This is a genomic window from Proteus sp. G2669, assembly GCF_009915245.1.
Classification (GTDB): domain Bacteria; phylum Pseudomonadota; class Gammaproteobacteria; order Enterobacterales; family Enterobacteriaceae; genus Proteus.
Window position 1 is genome coordinate 40,123 of record NZ_JAABLX010000039.1, and the last position, 18,590, is coordinate 58,712.

An 18,590-nucleotide genomic window follows, 5' to 3' on the forward strand; every position below is an offset into this window, starting at 1 on the left:
TCTTACATAATGTTAAGCAAAAAATACGCCCAGCTAACTGGGCGCATTGAGTGTTCGGATTTTCTGTCGAAATAAGAATATTTAGACCTAAGATTTTTGACTACGTAACACCTGCAAACAATGGCGTAATGTATTATCCATTGGCGCTTCAATTCGCATCTGTTCACCCGTTGAAGGATGAGTGAATGTCAAAGAGCTTGCATGTAAAAATAAACGATTAAGCTTTGTTCCAACCAATTGCGCATCAAAATCACGATCACCATAACGATCATCAAAAGCAATAGGATGACCTGCATGTAATGTATGTACACGGATTTGGTGTGTTCTTCCGGTAACAGGGCTTGCTTTCACCAGAGTGGCAATCTCAAAACGCTCTTCTACTTTAAAACGGGTCTCTGAAGGCTTACCCTCATTGTTCACTTTTACTACGCGCTCACCACTTTGAAGAATGTTTTTCAATAACGGAGCTTGTACCACTTTAGTGTGTGATTGCCACTGACCACGAACTAGCGCCAAATAATCTTTTTGCATCTGTTTTAAACGTAATTGCTCATGTAGCGCACGTAGTGCTGAACGTTTTTTTGCAATTAACAACACACCAGAAGTATCTCTATCAAGGCGATGAACAAGCTCTAAAAAGCGAGCTTCTGGACGTAATGCACGCAAACCTTCAATAACACCAAAGCTTAAACCACTGCCACCATGCACTGCTGTACCAGATGGTTTATTAATCAGCATTAAATGTTCGTCTTCATATAAAATACAATTAGCTAAGGCAGAAACTTTGTCTAATTTTGGTGATACAGTAATTTCTTCTTTTTCTGCTACTCTCACCGGCGGAATGCGAATACTGTCACCTGCATTTAATTTATATTCAGGTTTAATTCGCCCTTTATTGACTCGAACTTCCCCTTTACGGATAATTCGGTAAATCATACTCTTTGGTACACCTTTTAAGCGTGCCAGTAGAAAATTATCGATACGCTGACCTGCTTCATCGCCATCAATGGTGACGAACTGAACTTGATTAAATGATTTCATAGTGGCGATTCTTTGGCTCTCTTAAAATAAAAATAACAAACAACTTTGTGGTGCACAAAATAACATCAATTCTGTCGTCTATTTTAACCTGAATAATGGGAAAAAGACGAAACATTAGCTAATCTCTCATATTTATACAGAAAAAGTCACCAAAGCGGAAAAGTCACCTTGCTATAACCCTAACACCAATGGAATAATGCAGACTCTCCTGATTATGTTTATCAGGTATATTTATGAAAATTTTGTTTGTTTGATTTTCAAAATGCAGCAATGGCGTAAGACATAGTCGAAAATCAAACAATTTAGTATGCCACAAATACATCGCTTATTGAGTTGAAACATTGTGTTCAATTAAAGAGTGCTGAATTTTTGAACTAAAAATCAGACTCACCGAGATATTGCACCTCTATACAATCGACAACCGTGAGGTTGACGCATTTGTAAAAGACACGAGGTCATCGGTTATCAATAGTGTAATTACGTATGTTAGTGGCACATTATAAAACGTGAAAATAACGAGTAAGTCACAATATGAAAAGAATGTTAATTAACGCGACTCAGCAGGAAGAGTTGCGTGTTGCCCTTGTGGATGGGCAACGCTTGTACGATCTGGATATCGAAAGCCCCGGTCATGAACAGAAAAAAGCGAATATCTATAAAGGTAAAATCACTCGAATTGAACCCAGCCTAGAAGCTGCTTTTGTTGATTATGGTGCGGAACGCCACGGTTTCCTTCCTATTAAAGAAATAGCCCGCGAATACTTTCCTAGCAATTATCACTCCCATGGTCGTCCTAACATCAAAGATGTCTTGAAAGAAGGCCAGGAAGTTATTGTTCAAGTTGATAAAGAAGAGCGTGGTAATAAAGGTGCTGCATTAACCACTTTTATCAGCCTTGCAGGAAGCTATTTGGTATTAATGCCAAATAATCCTCGTGCAGGTGGTATTTCTCGCCGTATCGAAGGTGAAGACCGTACAGAACTCAAAGAAGCCTTATCAAGTCTTGAAATTCCAGATGGCATGGGTCTGATTGTACGTACTGCTGGTGTCGGTAAATCGGCTGAAGCACTACAACAAGATTTAAGCTATCGTCTAAGACATTGGGATGCCATTAAAAAAGCAGCAGAGAATCGCTCTGCTCCTTTCTTAATCCATCAGGAAAGTAACGTAATCGTTCGCGCATTCCGCGACTATTTACGTCCTGATATTGGTGAAATCTTAATTGATAATGCAAAAGTCGTTGAAATGGCTCGTAGTCATATCGAAGCGATTGGTCGTGGTGATTTTGCCAGCAAAATTCGTCATTATACTGGTGCAGTTCCATTATTTAGCCATTATCAAATTGAATCACAAATTGAATCAGCTTTTCAGCGTGAAGTTCGCCTACCTTCTGGTGGTGCATTAGTTATTGATACTACTGAAGCATTAACAGCGATTGATATTAACTCCTCTCGTTCAACGCGTGGCGGTGATATCGAAGAAACGGCATTCAATACTAACTTAGAAGCTGCTGACGAAATTGCACGTCAATTACGTTTACGCGACCTCGGTGGTTTAATTGTTATCGACTTTATCGATATGACGCCAGTGCGCCATCAACGTGAAGTTGAGAATAGAATGCGCGAGGCTGTACGCCAAGATCGTGCTCGTATTCAAATTGGACGCATCTCTCGCTTCGGCTTATTAGAAATGTCTCGTCAACGCTTAAGCCCTTCATTGGGTGAATCAAGCCATCACGTTTGTCCTCGTTGCTTAGGTACTGGTACTATTCGTGATAACGAATCATTATCACTTTCTGTGTTACGTCTAATTGAAGAAGAAGCGCTGAAAGAGAATACCCATGAAGTACATGCAATTGTTCCTGTTCAAATTGCCTCTTATTTGCTTAACGAAAAACGTAAAGCTGTAACAGATATTGAACTGCGTCAATCTAATGTTAAAGTGGTTATTGTTCCTAATGACCAAATGCAAACCCCTCATTTCTCTGTTATCCGTGTGCGTAAGGGCGAAGAAATTACATCTCTGAGCTACAACTTAGCGCAATTCCATGAAAGTCAGTTAAATGAAGCTGAAGACGATGTTGTCACAGAGCGCAAAGTGCCTGAACAACCTGCTATTTCAGCCTTTGGATTGCAAGAAGAAGACACTCCAGAAACGACAACGAAAAGTAAAAAAGCACCTCAACCTCAAGCTAAGCCAGTTAAATCAGAGCAAGCCCAAGGTACTGGCTTCTTTGCCTCAGTTGCAAAATTCTTCTCTAACTTATTTGGTAGCGAGCCAGAGCCTGCGGTAACACAAGAAAAACCACAGGAAACCAAGAAAGAGAATACGGATAATCGTCGTGAACGTCGTAATAACAACAATCGACGTAACAACAATAATCGCCGTGACCGTGATAACGATCGTAATCGTGATAACACGAATAGCGAAGAAAACCGCAAAAATCGTAATCAAAAACCACAAACAGCTCCAACAACTGAAGTGAGTAGTGAGCAAGAGATTGCAGAACGCGAAGCGCGTCGCCAACAACGTCGTGAACAACGCGCAGAGCAACGCCGTCGTCAAGAAGAGAAACGTCAGCAGCAACAAGAAGCCGCGAAAGCACAAGCTGCACTTAGCGAAAATGATGCGACTGAAAAAGACAGTGCAGATGAGAAGAAAGAAGAACCTCGTCGCCCTGCTATGCAACGTCGTAATCGTCGCCAATTAACACAATCTATACGTGTAACAGACAACAACGATACAACGTTAGCCATTGCTCCTGTTGCTCCTGTTGCAACAACAGAAAAGGCAATTTCAGAACCTCCGGTTGCTATCGCACCAGCTAAAGTTGCTCCAACGGAAAAAGCAGCACCTAAAGCCGATGCTGTTACAAAAGTTGAAACAAATGAAGCTCAACCAGTAAAAGCCTTATCTGATGTAGCACCAAAAGCACAAGATGATAATAAAAATGAAGACAACAACGGGCAAGAGAATGTCATGCCTCGTCGTTCTCGTCGTTCACCTCGTCATTTACGTGTAAGTGGTCAACGTCGCCGTCGCTATCGTGATGAACGTACATTAACAGTATCACCAATGCCACTTACAATGGCGGTTGCATCACCTGAGCTTGCTTCTGGTAAAGTATTTATTCGTTATCCTGTAACGCCAATCAGTGATGCGCCATTTATCGAGAATAATGTTGAAAACAACAAGAGTAATGTTGAAAAGAACATCATTACTCATGCAGATCCTCAAATGGTTGCTATCACACCGGCGGTTTCAGAAGCCATTGTTGCAAAAGTGGAACAAGCGGATACCACAGAATCAACCTACACTGTGACTGTTAGCTCTGCATCATCCACTGAAGCTGTTGCTGAAATTATTGCAGTAGAGCCACAATTAGCACCTGTAGAAGCAAATAACATTGAAAACCAAGTTGAAGAAAGTGTTGTCAACAACGTTATTGATGATGTGAATTCCGAAGAACATGTTACTCGTAAAGAAAATATTTCTGCGGTATTAAACACAACCGAGGCTTATATGCATGAAGCTTCACAACAAGCAGAAACAGATGCAGTAACTGAAAACGTTACACAAGAAGTCATTGCACCTGTAGAACGCGAAGTGACTGAAGCATCTACTCCTGAGCCTCAAACTGTTGCTACTTCAGTTACAACCGAAGAAACAGCTGGACAACACAATGAAAGTGATGCCGAAGCTATTGTTGAAACAGTTGCTGAACCTATCGTTGAAACGATTATTGAAAATCAGCCTGAAGAGAATGAGAGCACAACGGCTGCAACACCTGCAGTAGAAGCAGAGCCAGTCCCAGTAAAAGAAAGCAAACCTACAGCCGTGATTATTCGTCAAGAGCCAGTAGTACGCCAACTTCATGCAAGCGCACCAATGACAAAAGCGCCAGCATCTGATGAACCTACTGTCGCAATTGAAATCAAAGCATGGGAAACTCGCCCTGCTTTTGATAAAAAAGGCCGTACTGGTGCAGGCGGACATTGTTCAACTAACCAAGCTTCATCAGTAATGACTAAAGCTGAAAGTCAAAACTAATAATAAGACGTTATTAAGAATATCTTGATAATACCTTTAAATTGAGAACCCACTTTTTAGTGGGTTCTTTTTTTGTGGGTAGCTATTAGCAATTTAACTTAATGTACTTAAGCCCCAAGTAAGATAAAAAAAGCCCCTGAATATTCAATTCAGAGGCCTTCAATTTCTTATTCTTGGTAAAGCAATCAGTCTTTTAGATCAGGAAGGTTTTTAATTTCACCCATCGCTTTTAACTGTTTAGAAAGCTCACGGCGTTCTTTAGACAGATCGGCATTTTTAATAATGTAATCATCAACTCGATCGTCATAGTCGCTACGCATATTCGCAATAATACCCAGAACATCTTCAATAGACATACCAGGTTTAATATATTCACTTAAGTTGTCTAACAAAAGAACACGTTTTTGGTTATCACGGATCTTTTTCTCATTGTCAGTGATCTCACGACGGATTTTGTTTTTACGACGATACATACGCACAAACTCCAGTACGTTTTGGAAAGACGGCTTGTTTGCGTTATCCATTTCCTACACCTTTACAATTGATATTTAAGATAAATAGTTCTGTTTAAGATTATCGCTTAATCGTGTCAATAAACAAGCAAAGTTTACAAATTTAATTGATTTTGCTTGATTAACAATTAATTAAGATGATATGCATTAATAAATATAGTCAACACTCTTTAACCCGTAAATGTTCACTTAATTAATGAAAAAAATGGCTACACATTTTTACTGGTAGCCAAAATCGACACTACAAAGGATAATTTAATGCGCGATTAAATAGGTTGTGCTTTATTTTGATCTTCATGTTGTAAGCCATCAAGGGGTAGTAACGCTTTCGCATCTGAACGTAAAAATACAGCGGAGAGAAGTGTTGTTCCTATCACAATGCATCCCATCACCATATAGGTTGGAGCAAAACCATAATGATCATAACCATAACCAGCTAATGGAGATAATAATGTAGCGACAATAGAACTCACACATTGGAAACCCACTAAATAAAGTGTTGAAGATAAACGTTTGTCAAAATGTTGGCTGTTATATTTAAAAATTGAAATTAATAAAATTGGTAACTCAACAGCATGTAATAACTTCATACAAGAGATCAAGACAGGCCCTTCGACTAATCCTGAGCCAATAATACGTGTAGCCATAACACTGCTTGCCAGTAATAAGCCATTTTTAGCACCAATTCTATTTACAAGGAAAGGTGCAATAAACATACCACCAGCTTCTAAGAATACCTGCAATGAATTCAGATATCCGTACATTTCATTACCTTGCTGTAAAGTAGCAAATTGCGATGAGAAAAAGACTGGAAATTGTTGGTCATAAACACCATATACACAGGTTCCAATCACAAATAAGATAAGCGCCCAAAAACGAGGTAATGAAAGTAAATTAAGTGCATCTTTTACAGTAATGCTGGATGTCTTTCCATGCTCTAATTGGTTAAATGCGTCTGATTTACCTGTTTTTAATAAAGCTAAAAGAATTAAGAACACGACACCAGAAACAGATGCCATCACAAAATTATAATTAGGGTCGATATTAATATTGTGCCCAGCTATAAATGTTGCTGATGCCCAACCTAACGATCCCCACATTCTCGCCCTACCATATTCAAAACCACGGATACGACTCACACGTTCTGTATATGACTCTAATACACCAATACCTGCATTAAAGGTCATACCCACATATAAGCCCCCTAAAATGGAGCCAATAAAAATATTCCAACGTAGTATTGAAGCAAAACCAAGAAAAAATGGCCCAGAAAGAATAAGTAATATTGCAATCACTAATAACAGATTTTTTCTTAACCCTAATTTATCCTGAATAAAGCCATATAAAGGTTGCGCACATAATGCAATAAGAGAAATTGCAGAGAATATCAATCCGGTATCAGTCGCCTTTAATCCAACATACTGGTTTAGCCAAATAGAAACTAATGAAAATGATGAAGACCAGGTAAAAAAGAAGAAAAATAACAGCGCACTTAAAATCGCATAGTATTTTTTTGAGTCTTTGTTCATTGGTTAAGCGCCTTATAAAGTCATTCCACCCCTAAATGTTAACGTTAACTTTTAAGCTAACAAACATTATTCTTACTGTAATGTGATGTTAAGCACATAAGTTAACGTTAACAATTTGAGTTATGTGCGCTAGATCTACATTTGTTTTTTATTGCTGTTAATACCGCTTATATTGCTAATGTGCTTAATCCTAAAGCAATTATGCTATCTTTCGCGATTATTTCCAGTAATGCTGGTACAACGCCAACACTAGATAATCATCTTACTTTATCTTCTATTCATATTTTAATAATGAATCTCTGGCTGATTGCTTGCTGGTGGTTTTATTTTATTGTCATCACAAAAGATCAATATTAGCAGAGGTCCGCTTCTATTCATTCTCACTGCCCCCTATATTGAACGCTGCATAAGCGCGCTTTGATCTGACATTTCACGTTTACCGTATTATGGTTTACCATGGTCTTAATTAAACCCAATACAACTCATTGAGTAATGATTTAAAAAATCATTAATAAATTTACGGTAGGAAACCTTGTCTAATTCAGCGAAAACGCCCACATTTTACATCCATGACTACGAAACCTTTGGTACACACCCAGCGCTAGATCGTCCGGCTCAATTTGCTGGTATAAGAACTGATATGGATTTCAATATTATTGAAGATCCTCTCGTTATTTATTGCAAACCTAATGATGATTATCTGCCTCATCCAGAAGCTGTGATGATCACAGGAATAACACCACAAATTGCAGCAAAAAATGGGTTAATTGAAGCTGAATTTACCCGTCAAATTCATCAAGCTTTTAGTCAACCTAATAGCTGTATTATGGGTTATAACAACCTTCGATTTGATGATGAAGTAACCCGCAATATCCTTTATCGTAATTTTTATGATCCTTATGCCTATAGTTGGCAAAAAGGAAATTCTCGGTGGGATTTGCTCGATGTTTTACGAGCCTGTTATGCACTACGTCCAGATGGTATTGTTTGGCCTGAAAATGAAGACGGTTTCCCAAGCTTTCGTCTAGAGCTATTAACCAAAGCCAATGGCATATCTCATGAGAATGCGCATGATGCAATGTCTGATGTTTACGCCACCATTGCAATGGCAAAAAAATTAAAACAAGCTCAACCACGTATGTTTGATTATTTCTTTAATTTACGCGATAAACGTAAAGTTCAGGCGTTAATTGATATTCCCACCATGACGCCGATTGTACATGTTTCAGGTATGTTTGGTGCTGCTCGTTCTAATTTAAGTCTTGTGGCGCCTTTGGCATGGCATCCAGATAATCGTAATGCGGTTATTGTGTGCGATTTATCTGCGGATATATCCCCGCTATTAACCTTAACATCAGACCAATTACGTGAACGTTTATATACGCCACGCAGTGAATTGGCAGTTGATGAACCACCTGTTCCAATTAAATTGCTGCATATTAATAAATGCCCTATTGTGGCACCACAAAATACATTAAGACCTCAAGATGCAGATAGAATTGGTTTAGATGTTGATACTTGTTTAAACAATCAAGCCATTTTATTTTCGCATCCTGAAATACGCAATAAAGTCGTAGAACTCTTCGCTCAACAAACTCCTTTTGTTGTCTCTGATGATGTTGATTCTCAAATTTATAATGGCTTTTTCAGTGAAAATGATCGTAGTGCGATGGAAATTATTCGCTCAACACAACCACAGAATTTACCTGCTTTAGATTTAACATTTGAAGATGCGAGAATGGAACCGCTATTTTTCCGTTATCGTGCGAGAAATTATCCTTCTACCCTCAATTATGATGAGCAACAACGTTGGTTAGCACATAGAAAAGAGAGGTTAACGCCAGAAAAGCTGACTGAATATATCAATACGCTCCAGCTTTTAGCAGAAGAACATAGTGATAACGAAGATAAGCTAAAACAACTACAAGAGCTTTATCTATATGCTCAAGATATTGCGAGTTAGACAATAAGACAAAAGGCAGGTTTTATCCTGCCTTTCTTTTTAACTTAATAAACACAATATAAAGTGATTATTTTTTAGTTTCAATACTTTCAGTTTTGATCTCAGCGTGAACCTGCCCACATCCACACTCTTCTCCCCAGTATTTTAATTTCGAGGTTTTACCTATACCTGGGTTCATACTGTTGGTTGGATCATTATGTTTATAGAACGCTTTTAATTGAGGCTTGGCATAATACATATGGCCTACATTATGCTCTGCAGGATATTCCGCCCCACGGTTATCTAATAACGCTAACATTTCTGCTTTTAGCGCCTTCGCATCAACACCTTTTTTAATAATGTAGTCCTGATGCATAACGTGACACATAAAATGACCACAATAGAGTTTATAAAGTAATTTACTCTCTATTTCTGGCGGTAATTTTTCAAACCAATCTTTGTCATTACGACGCAATGCAATATCTAATGGCAATACATCTTCAACGTCATTCACATGCACAGCATGATAACGAACAGCAGCACCAGCGGCGGCAAAACGGTGCAAGAATGCTTTATTACCTTCCTCTTCAGTACATTCGAAATAATCACCTGAAGCTTGTTTAAAGTATTCTTTTAAATAGGTTGATGCTTCTTCAATGCCCTCATCAGCCATTCTTAGCATTAAATGATGTTCATATTTATCGCGGAAGTCTGTCATACGTTCAGGTAAATGAGCTGGCCATAATTTGCTCATAAACTGCATAGTTCTATCAACCATGTTTTTAGGTAAAAAAGGAACTTTATTTAATACCGCATCTACTCGCCCTTTCACAGCAAATAAAGTTGGCATTTTATCTGTGCCCAATTTATCAATCACTAAAAATGTATCTTTTCCATACACTTCAGCCATTTTATAGTAGCTTCTATGCATATATTCTCCTGCAACAGGAAGCTTTTTAAAATGACTTAAAATATGGCGACGAATATCTTCAAGCTCATCAGGATTATTAGTGCCAATATAAAAGACTTGAGTACGATGATCCGCTGGGAAAGTATCTAATCGCACAGCAAATACAGATAATTTACCCGCACTCCCCGCGGCCTCATATAAACGACGTTCATCATTGTTAAACCGAGAAGGCGTATTGGCATCTACATCACGCACACGTTCATGATATTCATGATCGGATGCTAATTTTTCTGTCGCTTGTATTTGTTTCTCGTGGTAATGACGATTATCTAAATTCGTTAAAATTTCTTCTGGGGTTTCGCCTAAATCAATTCCTAAGTGGTTAACTAATTCAGCTTCGCCCTTTTCATTGACACGAGCATACAGCGATAATTCTGTATAAGCAGGACCTCGACGAACTAAAGCCCCACCGGAGTTATTACAGATCCCACCAATAACAGAAGCGCCAATACAAGACGAGCCAATAACAGAATGAGGTTCACGCCCTAATGGCTTTAATACTTTTTCTAAATGCCACAGCGTACTACCAGGAAAGGCAATAACTTGATTATGCTCTGAGAGAACCTGTATTTTATCTTGACGTAATGTACTAATAATTACGATATCTCTATCATAATCATCACCATTAGGTGTCGAACCTTCGGTTAATCCCGTATTCGCCGCTTGCATAATAATGATTTTATCAGCTTCAACACAGGTTTTAAAAACACGCCATTGTTCTAATAAATTGGCAGGAAATACAACTGCTAATGCCTTACCTTGTCCTGAACGAAAGCCTTTACGATAACGTTCTGTTTTATGTGCTTGTGTTAATACCTGTTTTTTACCAACAATACTTTCAAGTTTACGAATAAAATGTTGATTTGCAGAGCTATTACTCTCATTCATTTTCCCTATCCTATTCCTGTCTTGTCTGATTAATTTGTATTTTGCTCGCTTTTATTATTACTCATAAGGCTACGTGCAAAATATAAACTTATCATTTATATAACTGCTTTTATACTGCTATCCACATTTCCAAAAAAAATAATATATTTTATGTTCAGCCATTTTTGTTATTTAAAAATATTTTTGACATTTATTTCTTAAATAGAATATAGATAAGCCTCAATTTACTATTTTATTCTATTATTAGCTTTTCTCTTGCTAGCCGATCCCATGCTCGGCAACTTCGACTTTTATAACTATTTTTATTATTCGCTAATGCCAATTGATATGACAATGTAGGTTCAACAACAGGAAGTACCACTAAATCATCAATGGGATTTTTATTACACATACTCCCAGGCAGTAGCGTTACACCTACACCCGCTTTTACCATCGCTATAATTAAATCTAAATGATTACTACGTCCCGCAACAATAGGCTTTGTATTATAAATACCGCAGGCACTATAAACTAAATCATTAATGCGAAAATCTTCAGAGAAAAAAATAAATGGTTCATTAATCAACTCTTTAAAATGTACTTCTTTTTTGATGGCTAAAGGATGTGATGGAGATACTAATAGCATCAAGCTTTCTTCTGAAAAAGGTGTTAATTCAAATATGTCATTATTAAAAGGTAATACTACGGCCGCTGTTTCTACTTTTCCCTCTATCATCGCTTCTGCCATTTGTTTAGTTCCTAATTCAAATATTTTTAGTTCAACCTGAGGGTGTAGAGAACTAAATGCCATAATAATATCGGCAAAATACGTCGAAGCTATTACCGGAGGTAATCCCACATTTAATGTCCCTGTCAATGGTCCTGACTTATCCTGCATAGCTTTATTCATACTATTAAATTGTGCGAGTATTTTTTTTGCATGTTCAAAAAGTATCGCACCATCATCCGTTAACCTTACGCCATCGACTTCTCTTACTAATAAAATAACACCTAATTCATTTTCTAATTTTTTAATGCTACGACTAATTGCAGGCTGAGTAATAAATAGAGCATCAGCAGCTCGGCTAAAGCCATTTAATTGAATGACTTCAACAAAATAACGTAATGTACGAATATCCATTAGTAACATTTACCTTATTACATTTAGTTATACCATCAATAATAATAAACCATTTCATATTGATTTATATCCGCGGTAAAACATTAAGCATAATATAAATGAATAATCCCATTTTTACAGATTATTATTCGGATATTCTGGAGATAATATGAACAAGACTGTTGTTGAATATATGCTAAATCGATTATATGACTTAGGCATAAGTGATGTTTTTGGTGTTGCTGGCGATTACGCTTTTCCTATAGAAGACACGATTTGTAATAGCAATCATCTGCGTTGGATTGGTAATTGCAACGAATTAAATGCAGCTTACGCTGCTGATGGGTATGCTCGAATTAAAGGTATGGCAGCGTTATCAACAACATTTGGTGTTGGCGAATTAAGTGCGATTAATGCTATTGCAGGCTCTTATGCAGAAAACCTACCGATTTTTCATTTAGTTGGTATGCCAGCAAGTGGTGTACAAAAAAGCAAACGTCTCGTTCATCATACCTTAGGTAATGGTGATTTTGATATTTTCTATCAATTAGCCCAACCTCTTGCTTGTGCTCATGCAATATTAACGCCTGAAAATTGTATTGCTGAAATGGAGCGTTTAATTGCGACAGCATTAAAAGAGCGTCGTCCTGTTTATATTGGTTTACCATCTGATTATGCTGTGATGCCAGTGATAGAAAATGCATCTGTTACCACACCAAAAAAACAAATAAGTGATAAAGAAATACTAGAAAAAGTGGTATCACTGATTATTGATAAGCTTACAAAAAGCAATAATATCTGCGTATTACCCGGTATTTTATCCGCGCGTTTAGGGTTATCAGATAATGTCCAAGCTTTTATTGATAAAACAGGTTTACCTTATGCCACTATGTTTATGGATAAAAGCATATTAAGTGAATCTAATACTCAATATGTTGGGATGTATGATGGACAATTAATGACGCCTGATGTCAGAGAGTTTGTCGAAAATAGTGAATATGTATTAGGGGTCGGAGCAATGATGACCGACTTTAATACGGGAAGTTTCACAGCTAATATTAAACCAGAACAATTTATCAGCATCATGCCAGAATATGTTGAAATTGATTCGGTTATCTATTCTTCTATTTATATGGAAGATATTCTCTCTGAACTAACCAAACGACTACCAAATAAAAGGTATCATCAGATAAAAGCTAAGGGATTAGAAGACGCTATTTTATCTGATAACGGTGAAATTACGGCTCAATACCTCTACCCCCGATTAGAGAAATTCTTTAAACCTAACGATATTATTATTGCTGAAACAGGTACATCATCGATGGGATTAGGCTTTGCACTGTTGCCAGAAGGTGCTCAGTTCCATAACCAAACATTATGGGGTTCTATTGGTTGGGCAACACCCGCATCATTTGGTGCTGCACTTGCCGCGCCTAACAAACGAGTTATTTTAATTACAGGTGAAGGCTCACATCAATTAACCGTACAAGAAATAAGTCAATTTGTTCGTTTTGGATTAAAACCGATTATTCTTGTTTTAAATAACGATGGTTATTTAATTGAACGATTATTATGTGATTATCCTGAAGCTTATTATAACGATCTTGCTCAATGGAATTATCATCAATTACCTAAAGCTTTTGGTGCAAGAGATTGGCATTGTGAGAAAGTCACAACGATAGATGAGTTGAATAAAGCGCTTGAAGTAGCCGAATCAGCAGAGAATGCCTCTTACATCGAAATAGTAACAGAGCGATATGAAGCTTCTGAATTAGCACAAAAGTTAAAAGAGTCTAAAAGTTCACTTTATTCTTTTTAAAATAAATGGATAAAATGATAAATTAAGTATTGTAATAGAATAAAAAAACAAAAAATTAGCTAGTTTTTTATTCATTAAGTTAATAATAATTTAAATAATCGGTATGGTTTTTTTATTTTAAATATAAAGACTATACCGACTTTTCATTATTACATCACTCGTATCATATTAAATAATCTTATATCTCGAGTAGAGAAAAATCAAGAAACACTTAATGAATAAATTAAAATCTCGTTTAAATATACCTCTTAATATAATAATTCCTGTCATAAAAACTAAACATAAATAATCTAAATTAGCTCCAAACTTTTTGGAGACTATGGCTTATTTTATGAAAAACATTGTAATACCTACCTCGTTAAGCTTCTTTTTTTTACTTTTTTCGAGTTCATCATGGTCTGAAACAAATATTGTAAAAACCAAACAACATATTATGGACCAGCGCAATAATTGGCTGGAAGAGATCAAAAATGGTGTCATCACAACTCCCCCTGAGAAAGGGTCAAAAACAGCCGAACTAGATAGAATAATAAGCAATAATTATCAAGCTATCACTGGTGAACGTAGAGAACTAGCCGAAGCAGATAAGTCGCAGGATCATTCTTATGTTTTTAATACCTATGCCAATATTCTATTTGGCGACAACGCCAAGTCGATCAATTTTAGCGATATTCAAGCCTACCAAGATCTGAATATGTTACATAACACAGGTACATATGCTTATGATCCAAACAAAAAAAGAGCACGCTCGATAGATTTTATCTTAAAAGAACTTTTTTTACGTGGTAGACCTTATCAAGTAATTGATAAAGAAGGTAATTACTTAAATAATTACACCAATATAACAGGCTCATCTTATCCAAGTGGACATACATGGAATGGATATAAGCAAGCTGCGGTTTTATCCATATTATTCCCTGAAAAGGGCAGTGAAATATTTGCCCGAGCAATAGAATATGGTGAAAGCCGAGTTATCGTAGGGGCACATTTTGCAACAGATACTATCGCTTCGAGAATAGGAAATTATTACCTGTTATCACAGATGCTTGCAGATGATGACACAACTCGAACTTTTGTTAAGCTTGCCAAAGAAGTCCGCCAGAATGTCTCTAATCAGTGTGAAAATCAAAATTGTTTAACCACAGCGAAAAAAATAACTAACGATGATGCAGGTTATTATGGAACAAAAGATCCTGAAACTTCATCGCTAATTTCCCCCAATAAAATACCCAGTTCAGCCAGCAATTTACTGCGTTTACGTTTTGCATATTTAACCAAAGAACAGAGGCAATCTATTTTAGCGAGTACAGCCTATCCGAGTAATTCTTTGGCTGGCTGGGCTTCAAATGACAATGTTCCAGATTCTAGCTGGGGATTAATTAATCTTCCTAAAGCCTATAATGGACCTTCATATTTCTATAATCATTTTCTTGTTAATCAAACAACTAATGAATTTGACTTCGCTGAGTTTGGTAAGCTTGATGAATGGAAAAATGATATTAGTGGGCCTGGTAAATTAATCAAACAAGGCGAAGGCACATTGATTTTATCTGGTAATAACTATTTTGCAGGCGTCGAGGTTAATCAGGGAAATTTACTACTTATAGGCGAAAATCATTATTCAAAAAATTCTTCCATCAATGGTGGTACATTATTACTTGAAGGAAAATTAAATTCATTACTGGATGTTAATAAAGGAACGTTGCTATTAAATGATGGGAGCATAAGTTCTCAAGTCAATATCAATGACAAGGGTGTACTTATTGGTAAAGGAAAAATTAATAAACTAGAGGTAAATTCTGGAGGTATCGTAGCACCAGGTCATTCAATTGGTACGATTAATATAGATGATACTGTGATTTTTAATTCTGGTAGCCACTATTTGGTTGAAGTAAATTCACAAGGTGATAGCGATAAAATAACGAGCCTCGGCACAGCAATACTTAACGGAGGAACAGTTAGTGTATCTCTTGAAAATAATAAAAACCTCCTCACAAAAGACAATGTTCAGAGTCTATATAACACAAAATATACTATTTTAATGGCCGATAGAGGTATTAATGGTAAATTTGCTGATGTTAACTCAAACTATCTTTTTATAGGAACAACACTATATTACGATCAGAATGCAGTAATATTAAATGTCGGAAGAAATAATACTGCTTTCTCCAGCTTAGCAAAAACAAAAAATCAAGCATCAATCGCGAATGCAATAGATGTATTACCTTCAGGGCATCCTGTTTATGAAAGCATTGTCAGAATGGATCTAAAAAATGATGTCCGTAATGCCTTTAATGAATTAACTGGTCAAATTTATGCCGATGTTTTATCTAATCAACTCAATGGTAGCCGACAAATAAAAGAAACACTCCTCTCTCAGGTTAGAAATGCAGAAATACTTAATAGCGAAAAAGAAAATACAGATAATAAAGGCAATGTCTGGACTAAAGTTCTTTATGATTGGGAAGATAGCTCAAGTGATAGTAATGCGAATAGCTATGATGCTTCTACCTATGGCATACTATTAGGTGCGGATCAGCGTTTTAACAACGATAAAATGCTACTTGGTATAGCAACAGGGTTCACCAAAACCTCTCTTTCAGGTTATAACAGTCACGCAAATAGCGAAAATTATCACTTATCACTCTATAGTGGTTATGATTTTAACCGTATCACGCTACGTGCAGGTGCATCGAATACATTCCATCGTATCCATACCTCAAAAACGGTCAATTACGCTGTGCAATCAGATAAAAATAAGGCTAATTACAATGGGAATACCAGCCAGATATTTATCGAAGCAGCTTATCCAATAACTCTTTCGGACACACAATTAGAGCCTTTTGTTAATTTAGAATACGCCAAAACAAAAAACGCTACCATCAACGAACAAGGCGGCAGAGCAGCCTTACAAGCCCATTCACAAAGTTTAGATTCAACCACATCTACTACAGGGCTGCGTTTAAATAACCAGTGGAAACTTAACAATAAATCTAATATTTTGATGTATGGTGAACTAGGCTGGTTGCACCAATACAACGATGTGGAACGAGGTATCAATTTACGTTTTACTAATACCGAACCGACATTTACTACTAAGAGCGTTGATACAGCGCGGGATGCTCTTGTGGTTAAAGCAGGAACAACAATCCAAATCAATGAAATATCAAAATTATCAATCGGATATAGTGGATTAACAGCAAAAAATCAGCAAGATAATAGCATTGATATGAAAGTATCTATCTCTTTCTGATTAGGATTTTTTAACACTCATCTTATAATAAAGTGAAGTATTCAAAGGGGATAGTTTATAGAAATGAGGCTCTTATTGAGGAATTCTTAACTCTAACCATAATTCATCCGCAATGATAAGTTGCTACATATTATGAGAGTTTAAAATTATCCCTTTATTCGCCAAACCAGATAGTTGATTATCCGTTATGCGGAGCGCGAATAAAGCAATTTAGGTAAAATTCTAAAATTTGTTGGCATAGTGGCTATTTAAATAGCTGCTATGCCATTATTTTTTATAGAATCTTTATATCTTCCAGAAAGATATTCCAGATTACCAACCATTCTGATTAGCCTGATGAGTTCATAACTCTTCCGCATTCTCACCTTTTGCCAACGCAAGGCTGGCATTCAGTAAGCCGTGGGTAATGGTGCGCTGAATATCACTTTCAACACTGTTACCTTGAATTTTGTTTTTTACTTCGTTAGCAAGATAAGGCGCGGAACCATTAGCAATCGCGGTAACAATATTGTTGCCCATTACACCTTGCGTAAATGCGGTGATGGCTTGGATGGCACGGGTGTATTTACCCCCCGTACCAAAGTCGGATTGGTTGGTATAATCCTGTAATGCCTGCTGGAAGAGTTGATTCTGAATATCACGCTCGGTGACGTTATCATTGGTTTCTGAAAGGGCTTGATAAAGATTGGTCGTAATTTAGATTTGAAAAAACTAGCACCAGAGAATTAATGCATAATTGCGAGTCCGAAACTGACTATCAGAGGTAAGTGGTGGAGTGAGTTAGGATTTACAGTGGGCAACAACGTCACGCTCACCCGCCAAGTCGGACAGTGGTTATCCGGCTGGCTGAGGGGGAGTAAAGTAATTAAGGTAAGAGATTAAAATTTGTTGGCATAGTCACTGTTTAAATAGCCACTATGTCATTATTTTTTATAGATCTTTGTACCTATCAGGAAGGTATTCTGGATTTCCAACCATTTTGATTAATCTAATAAGTTCGTCCTTGTAAAATGATAGTTCTTCCCCATTTTCACAGCCCGTGATTTTGAGTATTTCTGCATCAGAGCAATTAGCTAATACATAATCGATGCATCCTTCGTAAACCATTAATTCACCTTCGGAGGCTCTCACATCATATAGAGTTACACTTGCAATACATTCTTTTTGTAATAAATCCATATCATCACCATTTGATATAATCAGAGAATTTTTCTTTAAAGTCATCTAATTGCTCATTAGAAGGGCGCTGCCATTCACCTTTTTTGACTCTGTTATCTGTATTTGCTTTCGGATTATAAAAAGAAGTAACTACTTCTCCATCAGATTCAATTATATGAACTTTTCCTCCAGAACCTTTAACGATCCAACGACCATCTTCTTGAACTAAAATATCCGAAGGTCTTGATTTTTGAACATCATTAATAACGGAACCAACTGGCCGACCCTCTTTATTTCTGATCCCCGCATGTTCACCTTGCGTAATTTTG

The 18,590-nt window shown here is 36.9% G+C and carries 13 protein-coding genes; 5 read left to right on the top strand and 8 right to left on the bottom strand.

Going from position 1 to position 18,590, the window contains the following annotated elements; translation table 11 throughout:
* Positions 1-87 precede the first annotated feature (87 nt).
* Positions 88-1,041, bottom strand: coding sequence for a 23S rRNA pseudouridine(955/2504/2580) synthase RluC (gene rluC, locus GWI68_RS10075; protein ID WP_166540184.1), 954 nt, complete (start codon positions 1,039-1,041; stop codon positions 88-90).
* Positions 1,042-1,572: 531 nt separating this feature from the next.
* On the opposite strand from rluC, the gene rne reads away from it, so the two are divergent.
* Entirely contained in the window at positions 1,573-5,091 is a 3,519-nt protein-coding gene (gene rne, locus GWI68_RS10080; RefSeq protein ID WP_166540185.1) for a ribonuclease E, read from the top strand.
* A 185-nt stretch (positions 5,092-5,276) separates the two neighbouring features.
* Here rne and tmaR read toward each other — a convergent pair whose 3' ends face one another.
* Both tmaR and GWI68_RS10090 read right to left on the bottom strand, forming a co-directional pair.
* The gene (gene tmaR, locus GWI68_RS10085; RefSeq protein WP_036937771.1) at positions 5,277-5,615 is read right to left on the bottom strand and encodes a PTS system regulator TmaR; all 339 of its coding nucleotides are present in this window, start codon (positions 5,613-5,615) and stop codon (positions 5,277-5,279) included.
* Positions 5,616-5,869: 254 nt separating this feature from the next.
* Positions 5,870-7,132 (bottom strand): MFS transporter, encoded by a 1,263-nt coding sequence (locus tag GWI68_RS10090; RefSeq protein WP_166540186.1) that lies wholly within the window; start codon positions 7,130-7,132, stop codon positions 5,870-5,872.
* 141 nt (positions 7,133-7,273) lie between these two features.
* Between GWI68_RS10090 and GWI68_RS10095 the strand changes: the two genes are divergently transcribed.
* Together GWI68_RS10095 and sbcB are read left to right on the top strand one after the other, a co-directional pair.
* Positions 7,274-7,489 (top strand): hypothetical protein, encoded by a 216-nt coding sequence (locus GWI68_RS10095; RefSeq protein WP_166540187.1) that lies wholly within the window; start codon positions 7,274-7,276, stop codon positions 7,487-7,489.
* A 175-nt stretch (positions 7,490-7,664) separates the two neighbouring features.
* Positions 7,665-9,095 (top strand): exodeoxyribonuclease I, encoded by a 1,431-nt coding sequence (gene sbcB / locus GWI68_RS10100; protein ID WP_109409391.1) that lies wholly within the window; start codon positions 7,665-7,667, stop codon positions 9,093-9,095.
* 67 nt (positions 9,096-9,162) lie between these two features.
* Here the strand turns inward: sbcB and dld are convergent, their stop codons facing one another.
* Both dld and GWI68_RS10110 read right to left on the bottom strand, forming a co-directional pair.
* Positions 9,163-10,932: a D-lactate dehydrogenase gene (gene dld, locus GWI68_RS10105; RefSeq protein ID WP_166540188.1), complete on the bottom strand. Its 1,770-nt coding sequence runs from the start codon at positions 10,930-10,932 to the stop codon at positions 9,163-9,165.
* Positions 10,933-11,164: 232 nt separating this feature from the next.
* Positions 11,165-12,052 (bottom strand): LysR family transcriptional regulator, encoded by an 888-nt coding sequence (locus tag GWI68_RS10110; RefSeq protein ID WP_166540189.1) that lies wholly within the window; start codon positions 12,050-12,052, stop codon positions 11,165-11,167.
* 148 nt (positions 12,053-12,200) lie between these two features.
* On the opposite strand from GWI68_RS10110, the gene GWI68_RS10115 reads away from it, so the two are divergent.
* Together GWI68_RS10115 and GWI68_RS10120 are read left to right on the top strand one after the other, a co-directional pair.
* Complete coding sequence (locus tag GWI68_RS10115; protein WP_166540190.1) at positions 12,201-13,850, top strand: thiamine pyrophosphate-dependent enzyme; 1,650 nt, start codon at positions 12,201-12,203, stop codon at positions 13,848-13,850.
* A 331-nt stretch (positions 13,851-14,181) separates the two neighbouring features.
* Positions 14,182-17,103, top strand: coding sequence for an autotransporter domain-containing protein (locus tag GWI68_RS10120; protein ID WP_243733340.1), 2,922 nt, complete (start codon positions 14,182-14,184; stop codon positions 17,101-17,103).
* Between the two features lie 342 nt (positions 17,104-17,445).
* On the opposite strand, the gene GWI68_RS10125 is transcribed toward GWI68_RS10120, so the two are convergent.
* The 3 genes from GWI68_RS10125 to GWI68_RS10135 all read right to left on the bottom strand — a co-directional run.
* Complete coding sequence (locus tag GWI68_RS10125; RefSeq protein ID WP_166540192.1) at positions 17,446-17,622, bottom strand: hypothetical protein; 177 nt, start codon at positions 17,620-17,622, stop codon at positions 17,446-17,448.
* A 411-nt stretch (positions 17,623-18,033) separates the two neighbouring features.
* On the bottom strand, positions 18,034-18,282 hold the full coding sequence (locus GWI68_RS10130; protein WP_109410246.1) for a hypothetical protein: 249 nt from the start codon (positions 18,280-18,282) through the stop codon (positions 18,034-18,036).
* Between the two features lie 4 nt (positions 18,283-18,286).
* The coding region (locus GWI68_RS10135; protein WP_166540193.1) for a hypothetical protein at positions 18,287-18,590 on the bottom strand (304 nt) is incomplete at its 5' end.